This is a genomic window from Planococcus maitriensis (assembly GCF_003289925.1).
GTDB classification, from domain to species: domain Bacteria; phylum Bacillota; class Bacilli; order Bacillales_A; family Planococcaceae; genus Planococcus; species Planococcus maitriensis.
In genome coordinates this window covers 154572-171687 of sequence record NZ_QLZQ01000005.1, presented here as the reverse complement: position 1 = coordinate 171687, position 17116 = coordinate 154572, and the positions used below count along the sequence as shown (strand labels likewise).

Sequence of the window (17116 nt, the reverse complement as noted above, 5' to 3'; positions counted from 1 at the left end):
TAACTTGGGATAATCAGTAAACTTAAAGAGCAAAGATGGAAAGAACAATTCAAGGGAGGAATGGCATAATGGCAAGATTGGAAGGGAAAGTGGCTGTCATTACCGGGGGCGCTGGCGCTATCGGTAAAGTGACGGCGAAACGTTTTTTGGACGAAGGTGCAAAAGTCGTGCTGGTCGATATTTCTGAACAAACGCTCCAGGAAACGAAGCAAGAATTAGGGGGCGGCGTGGAAATTGTCCAAGCCGATGTTTCCAAAGAAGCAGACGTCAAAAACTATGTCGATAAAGCGGTCGACGTGTTCGGCAAGATCGACGTGTTCTTCAATAATGCTGGCATCGAAGGAAAAGTTGCTCCGCTCATCGAACAGACAGTGGAAGATTTCGATCAAGTCATTGCCATCAATGTGCGCGGCGTCTTTCTCGGCATGAAGCATGTGCTACCGGTCATGTACAAGCAAAGCTTTGGGAGTGTCATTAATATGTCGTCGGTGTCGGGCCTGAGCGGTTCGCCGAACGTCAGCCCGTATATCACATCAAAGCACGCGGTCGTCGGTTTGACGAAAGCCGCAGCTTACGAAAGTGCGCGCCATCAAGTCCGAGTCAATTCGATCCACCCATCGCCGGTCAATTCACGCATGATGCGTTCGCTCGAGGAAGGGCTCGGCACAACCGAAAAAACTTTGTCGAAAACGATTCCACTCGGCCGCTACGCCGAATCCGGGGATATCTCCAATCTGGTGCTGTTCCTGGCCTCTGACGAAAGCACGTTCATCTCAGGTGCCCAGTACCGCGTGGACGGCGGCATGGCGGCATTATAGAAAAAGACGGACACCCACCATTCGGGGGATGTCCGTCTTTTCTTTATTCACGGCCCGGCAATTTCAAGTCTTCGACCGGGTTGTGCAAAGTCTTGAATCCGTCGATGCGGCATTCGACCAAATCGCCATCGCGGATGACGACTGCCCCCGGCGTTCCGGTCGAGATGATGTCTCCAGGCAATAGCGTCATCACTTCCGAATGGAACGCTATGAGCTCCCGCGGCCGGAACGTCATATTCGAGACGCTGTTTTTCCGGTGGACTTCCCCGTTCTTGACGGTCGCCACCGTCAGTTCAAGCACTGCCTCCACTTCGTCAGGCGTCACGAGTTCCGGCCCGAAACTGAAGAACGTGTCGAAACTTTTCGCGCGCGTCAAATAACGGGGATTTTTCTCGAGAATGTCTTCAGCGGTCATATCGATAATGGTCGTGAAGCCCGCCACTACATCGAATGCGTCTTCTTTCGGGACATTTTTGCATTCCGTCCCGATAATGATGCCGAGTTCCGCTTCCGCCGTCACCCGGTTGGATTGCTTCGGCAGCTCGATCGCATCTCCTGGCCCGATGATCGCCGTATCGGGTTTCATGAAACTCGCCGGTTCGGTGTCGGGCGATAGTTCCTTCAAATCTGCTGCATGCTCGGCATAATTCAGCCCGATGCCCCAGATTTTTCGCGGGTGGCGGTATAAAGGCGCGTAATCCGCTTCTGAAAACGCCATGAGCGATGCCTCGAGCGCCCCCTCAGGCATGCGTTCGAATTCTTCCCTCAGCCACCTCTTCAACAGCTCGAGTTCTCCTGTTTCGATCAGCGTGAACAAATCGGTCGGCCAGTTTTCTGCCGTATGTTCGTTGAGTTTGCGCAATGGCAAGAAGCCGTCCTTCATGACCAGCGCCGCTTCTTCTGTGCCGTTCCAATGGATTGTCGCGAGGCGCATTACACCTCCCCCTTTCCTTTTCCTTTATTTCGTTTTCCTTTGCCCGAAACCCTGCCAACAGACAGAAAAACAGGCTTTCCTTTAAAGGAAAACCTGTTTGTTTCAATCATTCTCTTTTAATCCATCGATATACTGCTTCGCTTCAAGGAGTGAATAGCCGAACGCGACACGTGCCGCTTTCACTGCCCTCACTTCCTGCCCTTCGGCAATCAAGCGGCGCAGCTCTTCGTTGATCGCAGGTTCTTCCAAATCCGCTTCCGCTTCCAGCTGTTCAATGCGTTTTGACATACGTTTCATACGCACCTCCAATCCTTGGATCTGCTGGCTCAGTAATACATACACCGCCCCAACAGCCCCTAATGACAAGCCGATCAGCCATATCCAATCCATGCCTTCTGCCATTTAACGTTCCAGCCGATCGAGGAATTTCTCGAGGCGGTCGACAGTCGTCAAGCGGGCATTGCACGCCGTTCCATCTGCGCAAATGTATTGGCCGTGCTTGACGTAGCTGTCGATGTTCGCGCCTTTGGTCTTGGCCATGAATAAGCCGACCGAACTGTGCTTATGGCAAATCATGCAGACGCCCTGCTTGCGGCTTGCGCCGAATTGGCCGCTCACCGCTTGCAGCCGGCCGTTGCGTTCGGCCACCAAAAAGCGGTTGGTGTTTTCCTGCCAGGACAAATACGACAGGGCGTGAAAATCCATTGCCGGGAGATTCGGCCCTTTCAGCCTTTTCGCTTTCGGAAACAAACGCTTCAGATTGTCGAGGTTGACGGTCGGGAAGGGGATCAAGTAAGGGCGCAGCCCCGACAGAAACTCTTCCGCAGCGTCAGTGTCTTTAACCGCTGTCAGCGGGCGCAACACATTCTTCTGCTCTTCCGTCAACGCCGGGAATATGGCGAATACTTTTTCATGGCTTAAATGGCGCAGTACGCTCAGCACTTCTGCGTCGTTCGCCGTCGCATGCGCCGTCACGAGCGCCAAGGCCTGTTCTTTAATGAAATTATATTGATGATTGCGGATAAACGCTTCCGGCTGCCCCGAAACATTCGTCCGATCCGTCGATTCTTTGATGATGGTCATCGTTCTCCATCTCCTTTTCAGGTTCTGGTTATCTTCTCTTCCATCATACTTCATCTAAAAGGCCGTTTCCATTATAGCCCATTTAAAAACCAGCGATCCGGCATGTTATACGAATCGCTAGCTTGGCAATTAGCTGATATTCTTTTTCAAACGGTAATTGGTGCGGTAGTTCTGCCATGCAGTAAATACGATGGAAAGCACTGCAAGAATGAGGAATGTCAAGGAAATGGGACGTGTCAAAAACAGTGTCCATTCCGGATCGGCCATGACTGCACGCCGCAGGTTGACCTCTGCGATCGGGCCGAGAATAACCCCGATAATGGCTGGAGCCAGTGAAAAATTGTACTTGGTGAAGAGATAACCGATGAATCCCATAACGATCAAAATATAGAGATCCGTAAACCGATTGTTGAGAACGAAGGTCCCAATGACACACAAGACCAAGATAACAGGCACTAAAACCTGTACCGGCACCTGCGTCACTTTCATGAAGTAACGCATGCCGAGAAACTGGGTGATCAACATCCAGAAAGAAGCGACAAGAAAGGCGAAGAATATCCCCCCAACGATATTCGGCTCGTTGACGATCAGCAATGGGCCAGGCGTGATGCCATGGACCATTAATGCAGAAAGCAGTACAGCTGTAACGGCTGAACCTGGTATGCCGAGAGCCACTGTCGGGATCAAGTCTCCGCCAACAGTGGAGTTGTTTCCTGCTTCAGAAGCAATAACGCCTTCTTCACAGCCCGTACCGAATTTCTCTGGGTTTTTGGACCATTTTTTCGCTTGGTCATAAGCCACGATATTGGCGATACTTCCACCCGCCCCGGGAATTGCGCCAATGATGGCACCGATCGCTGAAGAACCGAGAAGCGTGCCCGGCTTCTTTAAAACCGTCAGCATCGTATGGATCGGGCGCAGAACAAATCGAACATCCTTTAATTTCTCTTCAGCGCGCTTCGCGTCATCTTTGTCCAGTTCTTTGCGTTCAAGCGAGACCAAGAGGCGCGAAATCGCGAACATTCCGATCAAAACGACAAGGAATGGGATGCCCGCCCGCAAAGTTTGCAAATCGAACGAAAAGCGTGAGATGCCGGAAATCGGATCGGCCCCGACGGTTGCGATCAGAATACCGAATAAACCGGCAATCAAGCCTTTGATGAGCGAATCGCCCGTGACGCTTGCGATGATCGTCAAGGAAACGACGATGAGCGAGAACATTTCCCAAGGCCCCATCATCAGCGCAAACCTGGAGATTTGAGGCGCAATCGAGACAAGAAGAAGGAAACTGATGATCGAACTTAGAAATGACGCCCATATGCCGATCGATAGCGCCTTGCCCGGTTCCCCTTTTTGCGCCATCGGATAAGCATCGAATGTCGTGGCGATCGACGAAGGGGTTCCTGGGATCCCAAGCAGCGCCGCTGTAATCAAACCGCCGGACATGCCCCCGACAAAGACACCGATCATCGCTGCGACACCAGACACAGGGTCCATTCCGAATGTCAGCGGAAGCGTCAGGACAATCGCCATAGCGACCGTAAACCCCGGGATCAAACCTGCCAGAATCCCAACGACGACCCCTACCAAGATGATCAATAAAATGCGCCATTGAAATATTTCAGCAATTCCTAGAATAAATAAGTCCATCATCGAGAAGGACCTCCTTTCTGTGTTGGTTTAAAAGAAGATTCCGGAAGGGAATCGGACATTCAGGAAGTTTTCAAAGAAGAAATAAGTCCCGAGTGTGATGGCGACAGAAACGATGGTGATGACCATAATATCTTTTTTGGCACGGGACCCGACCAGTAAACCCGTAAAGATAATGAACGCGATCGTAGAGACAACAAACCCGATGAATTGCATCAGGAAAATGTAAACAAAGAAAACCAGCAGCGTCAGGATTACCAGTTTATATTCTTTATAGAAATCGCGTGCCCTTTCACCTGCTCCTTGCCGCTCCCCAGCCGATTTGGACTTCATAAGAACCAGCCCTTGCTTGATGATCAGCATCAGCGACAACAAGATCAAAAGGCCAGCAATCAACTTTGGAAAGGAGCCGGCATCGAGATGGACTTCGTTGAGCGCCGGAAAATCGTTTGATTGAAAATAAATGACTGCGCCGAGCGCAATCAATGCCACACCTATCAATATCTCACCCATGATGTTGTTCCTCACCTTCTTATTGGATGCAAGAAGCCCGGGAGGCTAGATGGGCCCCCAGGCTTCCGCTGTCACATCCATTTAGTCCACTTTCTATTCGAGATCTTGGACGATTTCGCTAATGATTTCGTCTTGTTCCTCTAAGTGGGTCCGGTATTCTTCCGGCCCCATGAAATCGACTTCAGTTCCCACATTCTGTACAGCTTCGATATAAGCAGGATCGTTCGCGGCTTCTTCAAAAGAAGCTGCCAATTGTTCAATGATGGCCGGGTCTGTGCCTTCCGGCGCGACATAGCCGCGGTTGATGCTCATCGTTACGTCATATCCGCTTTCTACGAATGTCGGGACGTCAGGCAATCTCTCGATGCGTTCCGATGTACCGATAGCCAGGAATTTCATGTGCCCGGCTTCCACGAATTCATTGGCAGAAGAATAATCGACAATCGCTGCATCGATATGGCCGCCTGCGAGTGCTTGAATCGCTTCACTCAAACCTTCGTAGCCGACGAGATTGTAATTGATCTCAAGTGCACGGCCAAGCTGCTCTACCCACACACGCGGGATACCGGCAACGGTTCCGCCGAAGCGCACTTCATTTTCTTTGCCGTATTCCACGAATTCCTCCAAAGAGTCGATTCCAAGGTCATTCGAAACCGCCAAGATCTGATCAGAGGCGGACATTGAAGCAATAGGCTCAAAGCTGTCGTAGTTGATTGGCGTAATATCTGTATGGTGGGCAACCAAGAGCCCTTCATGGATTTGCCCGATGCTATAGCCGTCCGCTTCCCGTTCAGTCAATTCTTCCAAACCGACTGTCCCGCCGACGCCAGGTGAATTGATGACAACAAAGGATTGGTCAAAATGATTGCCGGCATGTTCAGCGACAAGGCGCCCTTCAATATCGCTTCCTCCACCGGGAGCCCAAGGAATGATCATTTCCACTTCACGTTCGGGATAATTTTCGACTGCTGCCCCGCTATCTTCTTCACCACAAGCCGCCAGTCCGAATGCAACTGCTGAAACTCCTGTTGCCAACGCCATTTTTTTCCATGCATTTCGTTTCATATACATTTCTCCTTTTTTTAAGAAATTCCTGTCAGCGCCCCATACAGCAGCGCCAGACCGATCACCAAGGCGGGATGCAGTTTCCATTTCTCGAGCATCAGGTAGCTTGCAACCATCAGGATCACCGTCTGGATGCCGCCAAGTGAAGCTTCAGAGGTTAAGATGAAGTCGAGCGTCATGACGCCGATCAATACGGCGATGACAGGCTTGACAACTTTCGAGATGTTTTTTACTTCGCGTGAATCTTTGTATTTGAAGAGAATCGCCATAAGCGCGATCATCAGGATCAACGACGGTGCGACTGCCCCGAATAGGCCAACGATGGCGCCAAGGGCACCTCCCTCGGCATAGCCGATATAGCCCGCCATTTTCGTGGCGATCGGGCCAGGCAAGGAGTTGCCAAGCGCCAGCACTTCGCTGAATTCCTGTGTATCCATCCAGCCATAGCGATCCACGACTTCCTTTTCGACGAGCGGGATCGATGCCGGCCCGCCGCCGTAACCGACGATGCCTGGAATGAAAAATGCCAGGAAAATCTGCCAGTAAATCATGTTCTGCTCACCGTCCTTTTAATGAATGGCACAAGAACCAGCAGAATCAAAGCGGCGATCAGAAAAGCCGGATGCAGGCCAAGCACTTCAAGAAGAAGAATTGAAATAGCGATCAATAGGATTGCCCGGCTCCATCCCAGCGCTTTTTCGGATTGCTGGATAAAATTCCACGTCAGGACACCAAGCATAACGGCAACGACCGGAACGACCGCATTTGACATATTCGCCACCCATGGCACATCTTTATAATTTTGCAGGATGCCAAGAAGCAGGATCATCAGGATGACGGTAGGAATGACGGAGGCGGCGAGAGCGATCACACACCCGCGCAGCCCTGCCACGCGGTAGCCGATATAACCGGCAAGTTTGGTCGCAATCGGCCCAGGCATTGTGTTGGCAAGGGCGATCGTATCGCCGTATTCTTCATCCGTCATCCAGCTATAGCGTTCCACCACATCACGCTGCATGATCGGAATGACCGCCGGGCCACCGCCGAATCCGAGCATTCCTGCCCGGAAAAAGGCCATGGTGAGATCGACCGATTTGACGCCTTGTTCTTTTACCAAGCAGCAATCGCCCCGTCCGTCCGGGATTCCGTGCCTCCTGCAAGCACGCCTGTTTCTGTATTGCGCCAAATGATCTGGCCGCGCCCGAAGCTTCCTGGATCAGCCATCACTTCCACTTGATGCCCTCTGCGCTGTAATTCCTGCGCCAGGTAATTCGGGAATTCCGCTTCCACGGCCACTTTCTTGCCGCCCATCCATTGCCAGCGCGGCATATCGAGCGCCGCTTGCGGATTGAGGAGGTAATCGAGCGTATTCACCACTACTTGGAAATGGCCCTGTGGCTGCATATAGCCGCCCATGACACCGAATGGCCCGACCGCTTCTCCCGCTTTCGTCAAAAATCCTGGGATGATCGTGTGGAAAGTACGCTTGCCGGGTTTCAAGGCATTCGGATGGTTTTCATCGAGCGAGAAATCCGCTCCGCGGTTCTGCAGGCCGATTCCTGTTCCCGGGATGACGATGCCCGACCCGAAGCCCATATAATTGCTTTGGATGTACGAAATCATATTGCCTTCTTCGTCGGCTGCGGCGAGATAGACCGTGCCGCCTTGTGGCAATTCATACGCGACCGGGTCCAGGGCTTCATCGCCGATTTCCTTCGCGCGGCTTGCCGCATAATCATCGGATAATAAATGTTCAGCCGTAACCGGCATATCGTCTTGTTCTGTAATGAATGCCTGGCCATCCGTGTAGGCCAGTTTCATCGACTCGATCTGCTGATGCAGCGTGTTGGCGTTTTGCCACGCCGGCTCGCCCAGCTGCTTGAAGATGTTGAGCGCCATTTGTGCGACCATGCCCTGGCCGTTCGGCGGGATTTCCCATACTTCATGCCCTTTATAGCTGGTCGAGATCGGCTTGACCCATTCAGCTTTGTATGCGGCTAAGTCTTCTTTTTTCAGGAAGCCGCCGTGTTCAGTCATGAAGCTGTCGATTTTCTCTGCCAGCTCGCCTTCATAAAAGGCTTTTGCATCGCTGTCGCCGATTTTGCGGAGCGTGTCGGCATGGCCTGGCGATTTCCACATCTCGCCGATTTCCGGTGCGCGGCCATTCGGTGCGAAGGTTTCGAACCAGGCCTCGAATTCTTTATCGGTGAACGTTTTCTTGAAATTGTCGTAAGCTTTTTTCCAGAACTTGCCGAGGATCGGCGTCAGCGGATAGCCTTCTTCCGCGTAGCGGATCGCGGGCTCCAACGTTTCCGCAAGCGATAATTTACCGAAGCGTTTCGACAGCTCCGCCCACGCTGCCGGGACGCCAGGCACCGTAATCGGCACCAAGCCGTGCGTCGGCATTTTCTCATGCCCTTTCGCCTTCACCGCTTCGATCGTCAGTTCCTGAGGGGATGGCCCCGAAGCATTCAGGCCATGCAACTCGCCTTTCACCCAGACAAGGGCGAAGGCATCTCCCCCGATGCCATTAGACGTCGGTTCGACGACTGTCAAGGTTGCGGCTGTCGCAATCGCTGCATCGATGGCGTTGCCGCCTTTTTTCAATATTTCAAGCCCTGTCTGTGCGGCAAGCGGCTGTGATGTTGCGACCATGCCTTTTTTACCGAAGACTGTTTGGCGTTTCCCAGGAAAGGGATGATTCAAGTAATCCATGTCATTTCCTCCTATATACTTTCATTCGGTTGAATAAATTATCACCTTTCCGAATAAAGATGTCATTTTTGTATTATTCAAATTTTACAAAAATATCTTTCATAAGTAAAATTAAATATATTTAATAGTATGATTAAAAAAACTCATAGAGGTGAAATGATGGACCACAAACTCGAAATCTTCGTGACCACAGCAGAACAGAAAAGTTTCACGCGTGCAGCCGAGCTGCTCCACATGACGCCTTCCGCCATTTCCCTGAGCATCAAGGCACTCGAGAAAAAGCTTGGCGCCCGGCTGTTCGACCGCAATAATAAGTACGTCCAGTTAACGGAAGCCGGGCAGGTGAGTTACGCACAGGCCAAAGAGATCCTCCTGAAGTACGATCAATTGAAGATCTCCCTGCTGGAACTCGAACCGTCGGCGGCAATGCCTTTGTCGATCGGGGCGGCCTATACCTTCGGCGAGTACTTTCTGCCAGGCATCATCTATGCATTCAATAAGCGCCATCCCAATATCACGCCCACCATCACGATCCATAACTCCAAGACCATCATCGAGCAAACCCATAAACAGGAACTCGACATCGGCTTTATCGTCGAAGGCGATATCGGCAACCCGGATATCGACATTGAATTGTTTACAGAAGAAGAAATGGTCATCATCGCCCGGCCCAACCACCCGATCATCCGTAATTCACAAGTTGACCGCCGATTGCTTGAAGCGGAAACATGGATTATCCGCGAACCCGGTTCCGGCACGCGCGATGTTACCGATAAGCTGTTCGCGCAGCTTGGCATTGCACCGAAGAAAGTGATGAGCTTCGGCAGCTCCCAAACGATCAAGGAATCGGTCGCGCTCGGCCTTGGCATCTCTTACCTTTCCGAATCGACCGTCAAAAGCGAGACGAATATCGGAACCATCGGGGCAATCAGCCTGGCTGATTTTCCGAACAAGAGCCGTTTTCATTACATCACCCATCGCTCAAGCTTCCATGCACAAGCCGCCCAGCTGTTTTTGGACTTTCTTGACTCCTATGTCATGGACGAAAAAGTTTCCGTGCATACGAAAAAGCGGTTGGCGGAACTTTGAGGATCATTTTTCAATCTGATTGAGCCGTTGTTTTCATGGAACTACGCATTGGCTGCAGGCTCTTTAAGCCGCCATCTAAAAGAACCGGCAAGCCCTCAGATACTGGATGCTTGCCGGTTCTTTTATATCCTAATAATTATATTGCCTGAAATAGCATTTATTCTTCTAAAAGAGAGAAATTAATAGTTAAAGCAGAATATTTTAGAATAGTGGAAATTCTATCGTAGACGATCCTCAAAACCGCATGGATGCTGGATTTTAGCCTTCTGGTTTCTCCTTCAGGCAAAGAATCTCTCCTTTAAACTAGAAAATTTCTCTCTCAGTAAAAAATGAGTAAATATCCCTAAACTAATTCGAACTTTTATGAAAACGCTTACTTAAATTCCCCTATTTTATTCCTTTTTCATTAAAAAAGAACGGTTTTTACGCTCTTCAATGTGTAAATGCACAGTTTTGTTTAACAGGAATATCACATTTTTATTATAGTAGTTTTTCAATTCAGAAAATTAGTTTGTCGAAATAGTGAAAACCATGTATTCTCTAGAAACAAGTTCTACGAAACAAAGGAGGAATTTCACTATGAAGACGAACAAAAACAGATGGCTGATTGCGTTATCCGCCATCGCGATTCAATTGTCGATCGGTGCGGCTTATGCCTATAGCGTCTACACGAAACCCATCAGCGAAACGATGGGCTGGTCTCCAACAGAAATCACCTACGCCTTCACGATCATGATGGCCCTCGGCGGTATTTCCGCAGCGTTCTTCGGCGGCTTCGTCGAAAAGAACGGGCCACGGAAATCTGCCATGGTGGCCGCTTTCTTGTTCGGCCTCGGACAAGCGGGCGCAGGCTTCGCGACACAAATCGATTCACTCGTACTATTCCTGCTTACATACGGATTCATGAGCGGCATGGGGCTTGGCGTCGGGTATATCGCGCCGATCTCGACACTCGTCAAATGGTTCCCTGACCGCCGCGGGCTTGCGACTGGCATGGCTGTCATGGGCTTTGGCGCCGGCGCACTCATTACCGCGCCGGTTGCGGCAAGCTTGATCGCTTCTGTCGGCGTAACGACTACTTTCTATATTCTCGGCATCAGCTATTTCATCTTGATCTCACTCGGCGCTTCCTATATTGCCCCGCCACCTGAAGGGTTCATGCCTAAAGGAATGGAAGCGGACCTTGCTTCCGGCAAAAAAGTCATGAAGAAAGACTTGGCCCAACTGACAGCTAGAGAAGCTGTGAAAACACGCCGCTTCTGGATGCTGTGGACGATGATGCTCATCAACGTCAGCGCCGGCATCATGATTATTTCGGTCGCTTCTCCAATGGCGCAGGAATTGGTCGGCTTGACGGCAGCGGGTGCCGCGACACTTGTCGGCATCATGGGCATTTTCAACGGCGGCGGACGCCTCGGCTGGGCCGCAATCTCCGATTATATCGGGCGCCCGACCGTGTTCATGATGTTCTTCATCATCCAGATTGTCGCTTTTGTCATGCTTCCGGGCATCACAAACGTCATCATTTTCCAAGTGTTCATCTTGCTCATCGTTTCCTGCTATGGCGGCGGCTTCTCGAACTTGCCGGCCTTCATCGGCGACATGTTCGGCACAAGACAGCTTGGCGCCATCCACGGCTATTTGCTGACGACTTGGTCTCTCGGCGGCATCATCGGCCCGGCGATCGTGTCACAAGTCTATGCTGCAACCAACAGCTATGTACCCGTCTTCTATATCTTCATCGGATTGATCTCCGTTGCGCTCATCTTGTCCATCTTGATCCGCATGGACATCCGCCGCGTGGAACGCAATTACGAAAAAGACGACAAGGTCCAAGCGACCCAACAAGCCGTTTCTTCTTAAAACGAATGAAAGCCCTGGAAAAGGAATTCCTTTTCCAGGGCTTTTTGTGTTTCCTTCTATATAACATCATCCAATTCAACTCTATTGAAAGAACGGGTTGCCGCGCTGGCCGATCCATAAGTCGCTTTGTTCAATCTGTTTCGCCAATTGGAGCAAGCGATGCTCTTCTCCTTTTTGCGCCATCACTTGGACGCCGATCGGCAAATTCGCCTCGGTCACGTGAAGCGGCAAAGACATCGCCGGCTGGCCAGTCAAATTCGCCAGCTGCGTGAACGGCGTGTAGCTGAGGCTCGGCAAGAACATCGCATAGATCAGTTCTTGCTGGTCGGTAGTATCACGTGCCATGTCGAGCGCTTGCAATAAGCGTGTACGCGATTCTTTAGAATGGCTCAATTCGCCGATTTCTGGGGCAGGGTGCGCTGTCGCGGGAGTAATGTAGAAATCAAAACGCGCGTGCATTTCTGCCATTTTCGCAGCGGCTGCGTCCCATGCGGCGAGGCTCGCGGAATAATCAGCGGCCGAAACCCGTTTGCCGGCAGTCGCCAACAGCCAGGACTCGATTTCCATATCGTCTTCCGTCAAACGGCGGCCGAATGTTTTCTCGAGATTTTTCTGGAGCAACGCCATTTCCCCGCTGTTCATCAAATAATATTCACGCATCAATTGAATACCGTCGATATCAGGGGCTTGTTCTTCAACTCTATGCCCTTGCCCTTCAAGCCAGCGCACCGTCTTCAGCACGGCTTGTTTCGCATCTTCTGACACCAGCGTGCCGACCGGCGATTCCAGCGAGAACGCAATCGCTAGCGGCTCGCTAAACTCCCGGCCCAGCTGTTCCGTATATTTCCTGGGAAATAGCGGCGTTTGAAACGCGGCTTCCGGCTGGACGACCTGCAATACATCGAGCAGCGCAGCGCTGTCCCGCACGGTCCGGCTCAGCGCAAAGTCGATCGATGCCCCTTGCCATTGCCGTCCGGCTCCCGGTCCGACTGGCGTTCTGCCGCGTGTCGGCTTGAGCCCGAATAATCCGGTAAACGAAGCAGGGATGCGAATCGAGCCGCCACCGTCGCTGGCCCCTGCGACGGGCACAATGCCGGATGCGACAGCGGCCGCTGCCCCGCCGCTTGAGCCGCCTGGTGAATGATCCGTATTCCACGGATTATGCGTCGGGCCGAACAGCTCAGGTTCTGAAATATTCTTCAAGCCGAATTCCGGCGTATTCGTGTGCCCGATCGGGATAAGCCCAGCCGCTTTCAAGCGCGCGACGAAATGAGAATCGCGTTCCGGGCGAAAGTCTGCCAGCAATTTCGATCCCGCACTCAAGCGCTGTCCCGCAAGTGCCTGGGAGATGTTCTTCAAGGCAACCGGCACACCGCCGAAGATGCCGTCTCTTCCATTCTCCGCATCCAGCAAAGCCTGCTCGTGGCGCTCCGCTGTGAAAGCATGGAGTTTCGGCTCCACTTCATCCAAGCGCTGAAAGCTCAGTTCCACCAATTCTCTTGGGTTAACTTCCCCTTTTTTCACCAATCCCGCAAGCGCTGTCGCGTCTAGCGATAAGTATGTTTTCATATCCATTCCGTATGCCCCCGTTTCCGTTAGATCAGTCCCGTTGTTTCTCATTCTCAAGTGTAGCATTTCCTGAGACTGGCAAATAGCCAAGGGGTCGATGAGACTTTGGAAAGCTTTCGAACTAAGCGCTTTCATTTGTTATCTAAAATATAACGAAAATGGACACATTTAAAACAAGTTTCCCCCTAAAACCGTTGACTTTAATACATGGCTGGCTATACTAGTAAATGAGAATCGTTTTCATTTGAATAAGATTCATCAACCAATTCAAAGGAGAGACACCCATGAAGAAATTGCTTTCATTCTTATTAGTGCTCGGCACGCTTCTCGTGCTTGCTGCATGCGGCAGCTCGAACAGCTCAGAAGAACAACCGGCGGAAACATCCGGCGAAGAAACTGCCAGCAACGAAGTGAACCTATATACTGCCCGCCACTACGATGTGGACGATGAGCTCTACAAGAAATTTGAAGAAGAAACCGGCATTAAAGTCAACTTGATCAAAGGCGAAGCCGATGAGTTGCTTGAGCGCATCAAGCGCGAAGGAGACGCTACACAAGCCGATTTGTTTTTGACAGCTGATGCAGGCCGCCTGCACCGCGCGAAAGAAGACGGCATTTTGCAGTCTGTTTCAAGCGATGTGCTGGACGAACAGATTCCTGCTAACTTCCAGGATGAAGACCAAATGTGGTATGGCCTGACAAAACGCGCACGCGTCATCCTGTATGACAAAGAAACAGTCGACCCGTCTGAACTCTCCACGTACGAAGCATTGACGGAAGACGAGTGGGCTGGACGCGTATTGATCCGCAGCTCTGAAAACATCTATAACCAATCCTTGCTCGCTTCTTTCATTGAATTGAACGGCGAAGAAGAAGCGAAAGAATGGGCAGCCGGCATGGTCGAGAACTTTGCGCGCGACCCTGAAGGTGGCGACCGCGACCAAGCGAAAGCAATCGCAGCGGGTGTTGGCGATGTAGCGATCATGAACACGTATTACTTTGGCCAAATGCTGAATTCTGAAGACCCTGAAGAAGTCAAAGTGGCTGAAGGCCTCGATGTGTTCTTCCCGAACCAGGATACGACAGGCACGCACGTGAACGTCAGCGGCGCGGGTGTGGTAAAATCAGCTAAGAACCAAGAAAATGCAATTAAATTGCTGGAGTTTCTCTCCGCACCGGAAGCACAAGAAACATTCGCTTCCGTCAATTATGAATACCCAGTAAACGAAGCAGTGGAACCATCCGAATTGCTGCAATCATGGGGTGACTTCAAAGAGCAGGACATCTCGATGTCTGCACTCGGCGAAAACAACGCCAAGGCGATTCTATTGTTCAACGAAGTCGGCTGGAAATAACCTAGATGATCTCCCCTTGCTGCTGGTTTAGTGCGGCAAGGGATTTCTTGCGAGTTGGAAAGAGGTGCCTGGATTTTGCAACGCAGATTGGCCAATTTCAATATCTGGACTGTAGGGGCAGTCGTCATCATCCTGATGCTGTTCCTGCCGAATTTGACCATTGTCACCGGGCTATTCACGCCGTCAAATGACAATTGGGAACATATGAAAGAGTTCGTATTGCGTCAGTTCGTCATCAACTCACTGATTCTGACGCTCGCGACAGCGTTCTTCACGATTCTGATCGGGCTGAGCCTTGCCTGGCTGATCGCGCAATACGATTTTCCATTCCGGCGCTTTTTGAAGTGGGCGTTGATCCTCCCTCTTTCCATCCCGCCGTTTATCGGTGCTTATACGTACCACGGCATCTTGAATTTCACCGGCGTCATCCAGACGACGCTGCGCGAGGGATTAGGAATGGAACTGGACCCGGCGTATTTCGATATCATGAATTTGCCCGGGGCGATTTTCATTTACACGATGTTCTTGTATCCTTATGTTTACACGATCACGCAAGTGTATTTGTCTGAACAATCAGCGTCATTGATCGAAAGCACGCGTTTGCTCGGCAAAGGCCCTTGGCGCACGTTTTTCCAAGTGGTGCTGCCGATTTCCCGGATTTCCATCATCGCCGGCGCGAGCCTCGTCGTATTGGAAGTGCTGAATGATTACGGCGTCGTGAAATACTACGGCATCCAAACCTTTACGACCGCCATCTTCCAAAGCTGGTTCGGCCTTGGGGATTTGGATACGTCGATCAAATTGGCCGCTTCTCTCATGGGCTTTGTCATCATCATCCTGCTCATCGAGAAGCTGCTCCGCGGCAGGCGGCAATACAGCTATTTCTCGACGAAAGTGCGCCCGCTCCAGCTGATCCCGCTTAGCGGATGGAAAGGCTTTGCGGCGGCAGGCTACGGCATGGTGATCTTGAGCCTCGGCTTCTTCATCCCTGTCATTCAGCTGGTTGACTGGACGGTTTTGACCTTTGGGACGATCCCGATGGAAGAATTCATGCGCTATGTGCAAAACTCGGTGTTTGTCGCCGGGCTCAGCGCCACCTTGATTGTCATCCTTGCGCTCATCGTCGGGAATTTCGCCCGCATGGTGCAAGGCAAATATACGAAACTCTTGCCGAAACTGACGGTGCTCGGCTATTCGATTCCTGGGGCGGTTATCGCGGTTGCCGTCGTCACGGCTTTTGTCGCACTCGACGGCTACCTCGCCCCGCTTTATCTGGCGATCGGCCTCGAGACGACGCTGGTGCTCAGCGTCAGCATTGTTCTGCTGCTCGCTGCTTACATCATCCGCTTCTTCGCCATCGGCTATAACTCGATTGAGACAGGCTATGACAAGATCGGCACGAACTTCCGGGATGCTTCAAGACTCCTCGGCGCCGGCCCGACGAAGACCTTTTTCAAAGTCGATGTGCCGATGATGAAAGGCGCGATCATCAGTGGATTTATCCTGGTCTTCATCGATGTCCTCAAGGAGATTCCCTTGACATTGATCCTCAGACCGTTTAATTTTGATACATTGTCAACAAAAGCTTTCCAGTACGCAAGTGATGAAAAAATCATGGAGGCTTCTCAAGCTTCCCTTTTGATTGTCGGTATTAGCGCCTTGGCCATTGTGATTTTCTATAAGATACTCGAGAAGGAGATGGATTGATATGTTTGTCGCCATTGAAGATGTGAGTTTTTCCTATCCGAATACACAGGCCCCTGCACTTGATCGGTTCACGCTGGATATAAAAAAAGGTGAAGTCATTTCGATCCTCGGGCGCAGCGGCAGCGGAAAAAGCACGATTTTGCGCTTGCTAGCCGGGCTTGAGCGGCCGAAAAATGGACGCCTGGTCATCCAGGACGAAACCTTGTTCGACGACAAGACATTTTTGCAGCCGGAAAAACGCGGCATAGGCATGGTCTTCCAGGACTACGCCTTGTTCCCGCATATGACGGTTGCCGCGAATATCATGTTCGGCTTGTCCGGCATGAAAAAAGCCGACAAGAAGAAGCGCATGCGTGAAATGCTTGAACTCGTCGAATTGGAAGAATACGAAAAGCGCTATCCGCATCAATTGAGCGGCGGCCAGCAACAGCGTGTGGCAATTGCCCGCGCGATTGCGCCGAACCCTCATTTGATCCTGCTGGATGAACCGTTCAGTAATTTGGACGCCGAGCTGCAAGGGAAAATTCGCAAAGATCTTCGAGAGATTTTGAAAAAGGCGAACATCACCTCCATCTTCGTAACACACGATGAAAAAGACGCGCATATTCTTGCCGACCGCATTGTGAAGTTGAAAGACGGAAAAATGGATTTTGTCGGGCGTCCGTGCGATATGCTCGATACGTTCCGCCAAGAAGCCATTGCCGAATCCGAAGAAGTATTGAAACCTAAAGCTACCGTCAATGCGTAATATAGAA

General features: G+C 51.3%; 16 protein-coding genes. 6 read left to right on the top strand and 10 right to left on the bottom strand.

Features of this window, described 5'->3' with window-relative positions; all coding sequences use genetic code 11:
* Nucleotides 1-68: 68 nt before the first annotated feature.
* Nucleotides 69-818, top strand: a complete 750-nt coding sequence (locus DP119_RS12340; protein WP_112233459.1) for an SDR family NAD(P)-dependent oxidoreductase — start codon at nt 69-71, stop codon at nt 816-818.
* 43 nt (nt 819-861) lie between these two features.
* On the opposite strand, the gene DP119_RS12335 is transcribed toward DP119_RS12340, so the two are convergent.
* The 9 genes from DP119_RS12335 to DP119_RS12295 all read right to left on the bottom strand — a co-directional run bounded on the left by DP119_RS12335 (nt 862) and on the right by DP119_RS12295 (nt 8778).
* The gene (locus DP119_RS12335) at nt 862-1752 is read right to left on the bottom strand and encodes a fumarylacetoacetate hydrolase family protein (protein WP_112233458.1); all 891 of its coding nucleotides are present in this window, start codon (nt 1750-1752) and stop codon (nt 862-864) included.
* 102 nt (nt 1753-1854) lie between these two features.
* Entirely contained in the window at nt 1855-2154 is a 300-nt protein-coding gene (locus DP119_RS12330) for a hypothetical protein (protein ID WP_112233457.1), read from the bottom strand.
* Nucleotides 2155-2835, bottom strand: coding sequence for a FusB/FusC family EF-G-binding protein (locus DP119_RS12325; RefSeq protein ID WP_112233456.1), 681 nt, complete (start codon nt 2833-2835; stop codon nt 2155-2157).
* Between the two features lie 129 nt (nt 2836-2964).
* Entirely contained in the window at nt 2965-4488 is a 1524-nt protein-coding gene (locus tag DP119_RS12320; RefSeq protein WP_240616432.1) for a tripartite tricarboxylate transporter permease, read from the bottom strand.
* A gap of 27 nt (nt 4489-4515) precedes the next feature.
* The gene (locus tag DP119_RS12315; protein WP_112233455.1) at nt 4516-4998 is read right to left on the bottom strand and encodes a tripartite tricarboxylate transporter TctB family protein; all 483 of its coding nucleotides are present in this window, start codon (nt 4996-4998) and stop codon (nt 4516-4518) included.
* A gap of 93 nt (nt 4999-5091) precedes the next feature.
* Nucleotides 5092-6063 (bottom strand): Bug family tripartite tricarboxylate transporter substrate binding protein, encoded by a 972-nt coding sequence (locus DP119_RS12310; RefSeq protein WP_167399232.1) that lies wholly within the window; start codon nt 6061-6063, stop codon nt 5092-5094.
* Nucleotides 6064-6080: 17 nt separating this feature from the next.
* Complete coding sequence (locus DP119_RS12305; protein WP_112233453.1) at nt 6081-6614, bottom strand: chromate transporter; 534 nt, start codon at nt 6612-6614, stop codon at nt 6081-6083.
* Nucleotides 6611-7180 carry a chromate transporter gene (locus DP119_RS12300; protein WP_420812311.1) on the bottom strand — a complete coding sequence of 190 codons (570 nt, stop codon included), beginning with the start codon at nt 7178-7180 and terminating at the stop codon, nt 6611-6613. Before DP119_RS12300 ends, DP119_RS12305 begins: the two co-directional genes overlap by 4 nt.
* Nucleotides 7174-8778 (bottom strand): gamma-glutamyltransferase family protein, encoded by a 1605-nt coding sequence (locus DP119_RS12295; protein ID WP_112233452.1) that lies wholly within the window; start codon nt 8776-8778, stop codon nt 7174-7176. Before DP119_RS12295 ends, DP119_RS12300 begins: the two co-directional genes overlap by 7 nt.
* A 159-nt stretch (nt 8779-8937) precedes the next feature.
* Here DP119_RS12295 and DP119_RS12290 point away from each other — a divergent pair, with 159 nt between their 5' ends.
* The gene (locus DP119_RS12290; RefSeq protein WP_167399231.1) at nt 8938-9867 is read left to right on the top strand and encodes a LysR family transcriptional regulator; all 930 of its coding nucleotides are present in this window, start codon (nt 8938-8940) and stop codon (nt 9865-9867) included.
* 579 nt (nt 9868-10446) lie between these two features.
* Nucleotides 10447-11730 (top strand): L-lactate MFS transporter, encoded by a 1284-nt coding sequence (locus DP119_RS12285; protein WP_112233450.1) that lies wholly within the window; start codon nt 10447-10449, stop codon nt 11728-11730.
* An 81-nt stretch (nt 11731-11811) separates the two neighbouring features.
* Here the strand turns inward: DP119_RS12285 and DP119_RS12280 are convergent, their stop codons facing one another.
* Nucleotides 11812-13305, bottom strand: coding sequence for an amidase (locus tag DP119_RS12280; RefSeq protein WP_112233449.1), 1494 nt, complete (start codon nt 13303-13305; stop codon nt 11812-11814).
* Nucleotides 13306-13583: 278 nt separating this feature from the next.
* Here DP119_RS12280 and DP119_RS12275 point away from each other — a divergent pair, with 278 nt between their 5' ends.
* The 3 genes from DP119_RS12275 (at nt 13584) to DP119_RS12265 (ending at nt 17109) form a co-directional block, all read left to right on the top strand.
* Nucleotides 13584-14654 carry a Fe(3+) ABC transporter substrate-binding protein gene (locus DP119_RS12275; protein WP_112233448.1) on the top strand — a complete coding sequence of 357 codons (1071 nt, stop codon included), beginning with the start codon at nt 13584-13586 and terminating at the stop codon, nt 14652-14654.
* A gap of 75 nt (nt 14655-14729) precedes the next feature.
* Complete coding sequence (locus DP119_RS12270) at nt 14730-16361, top strand: ABC transporter permease (protein ID WP_112233447.1); 1632 nt, start codon at nt 14730-14732, stop codon at nt 16359-16361.
* A gap of 1 nt (nt 16362) precedes the next feature.
* Nucleotides 16363-17109, top strand: coding sequence for an ABC transporter ATP-binding protein (locus tag DP119_RS12265; protein ID WP_112233446.1), 747 nt, complete (start codon nt 16363-16365; stop codon nt 17107-17109).
* Nucleotides 17110-17116 lie beyond the last annotated feature (7 nt).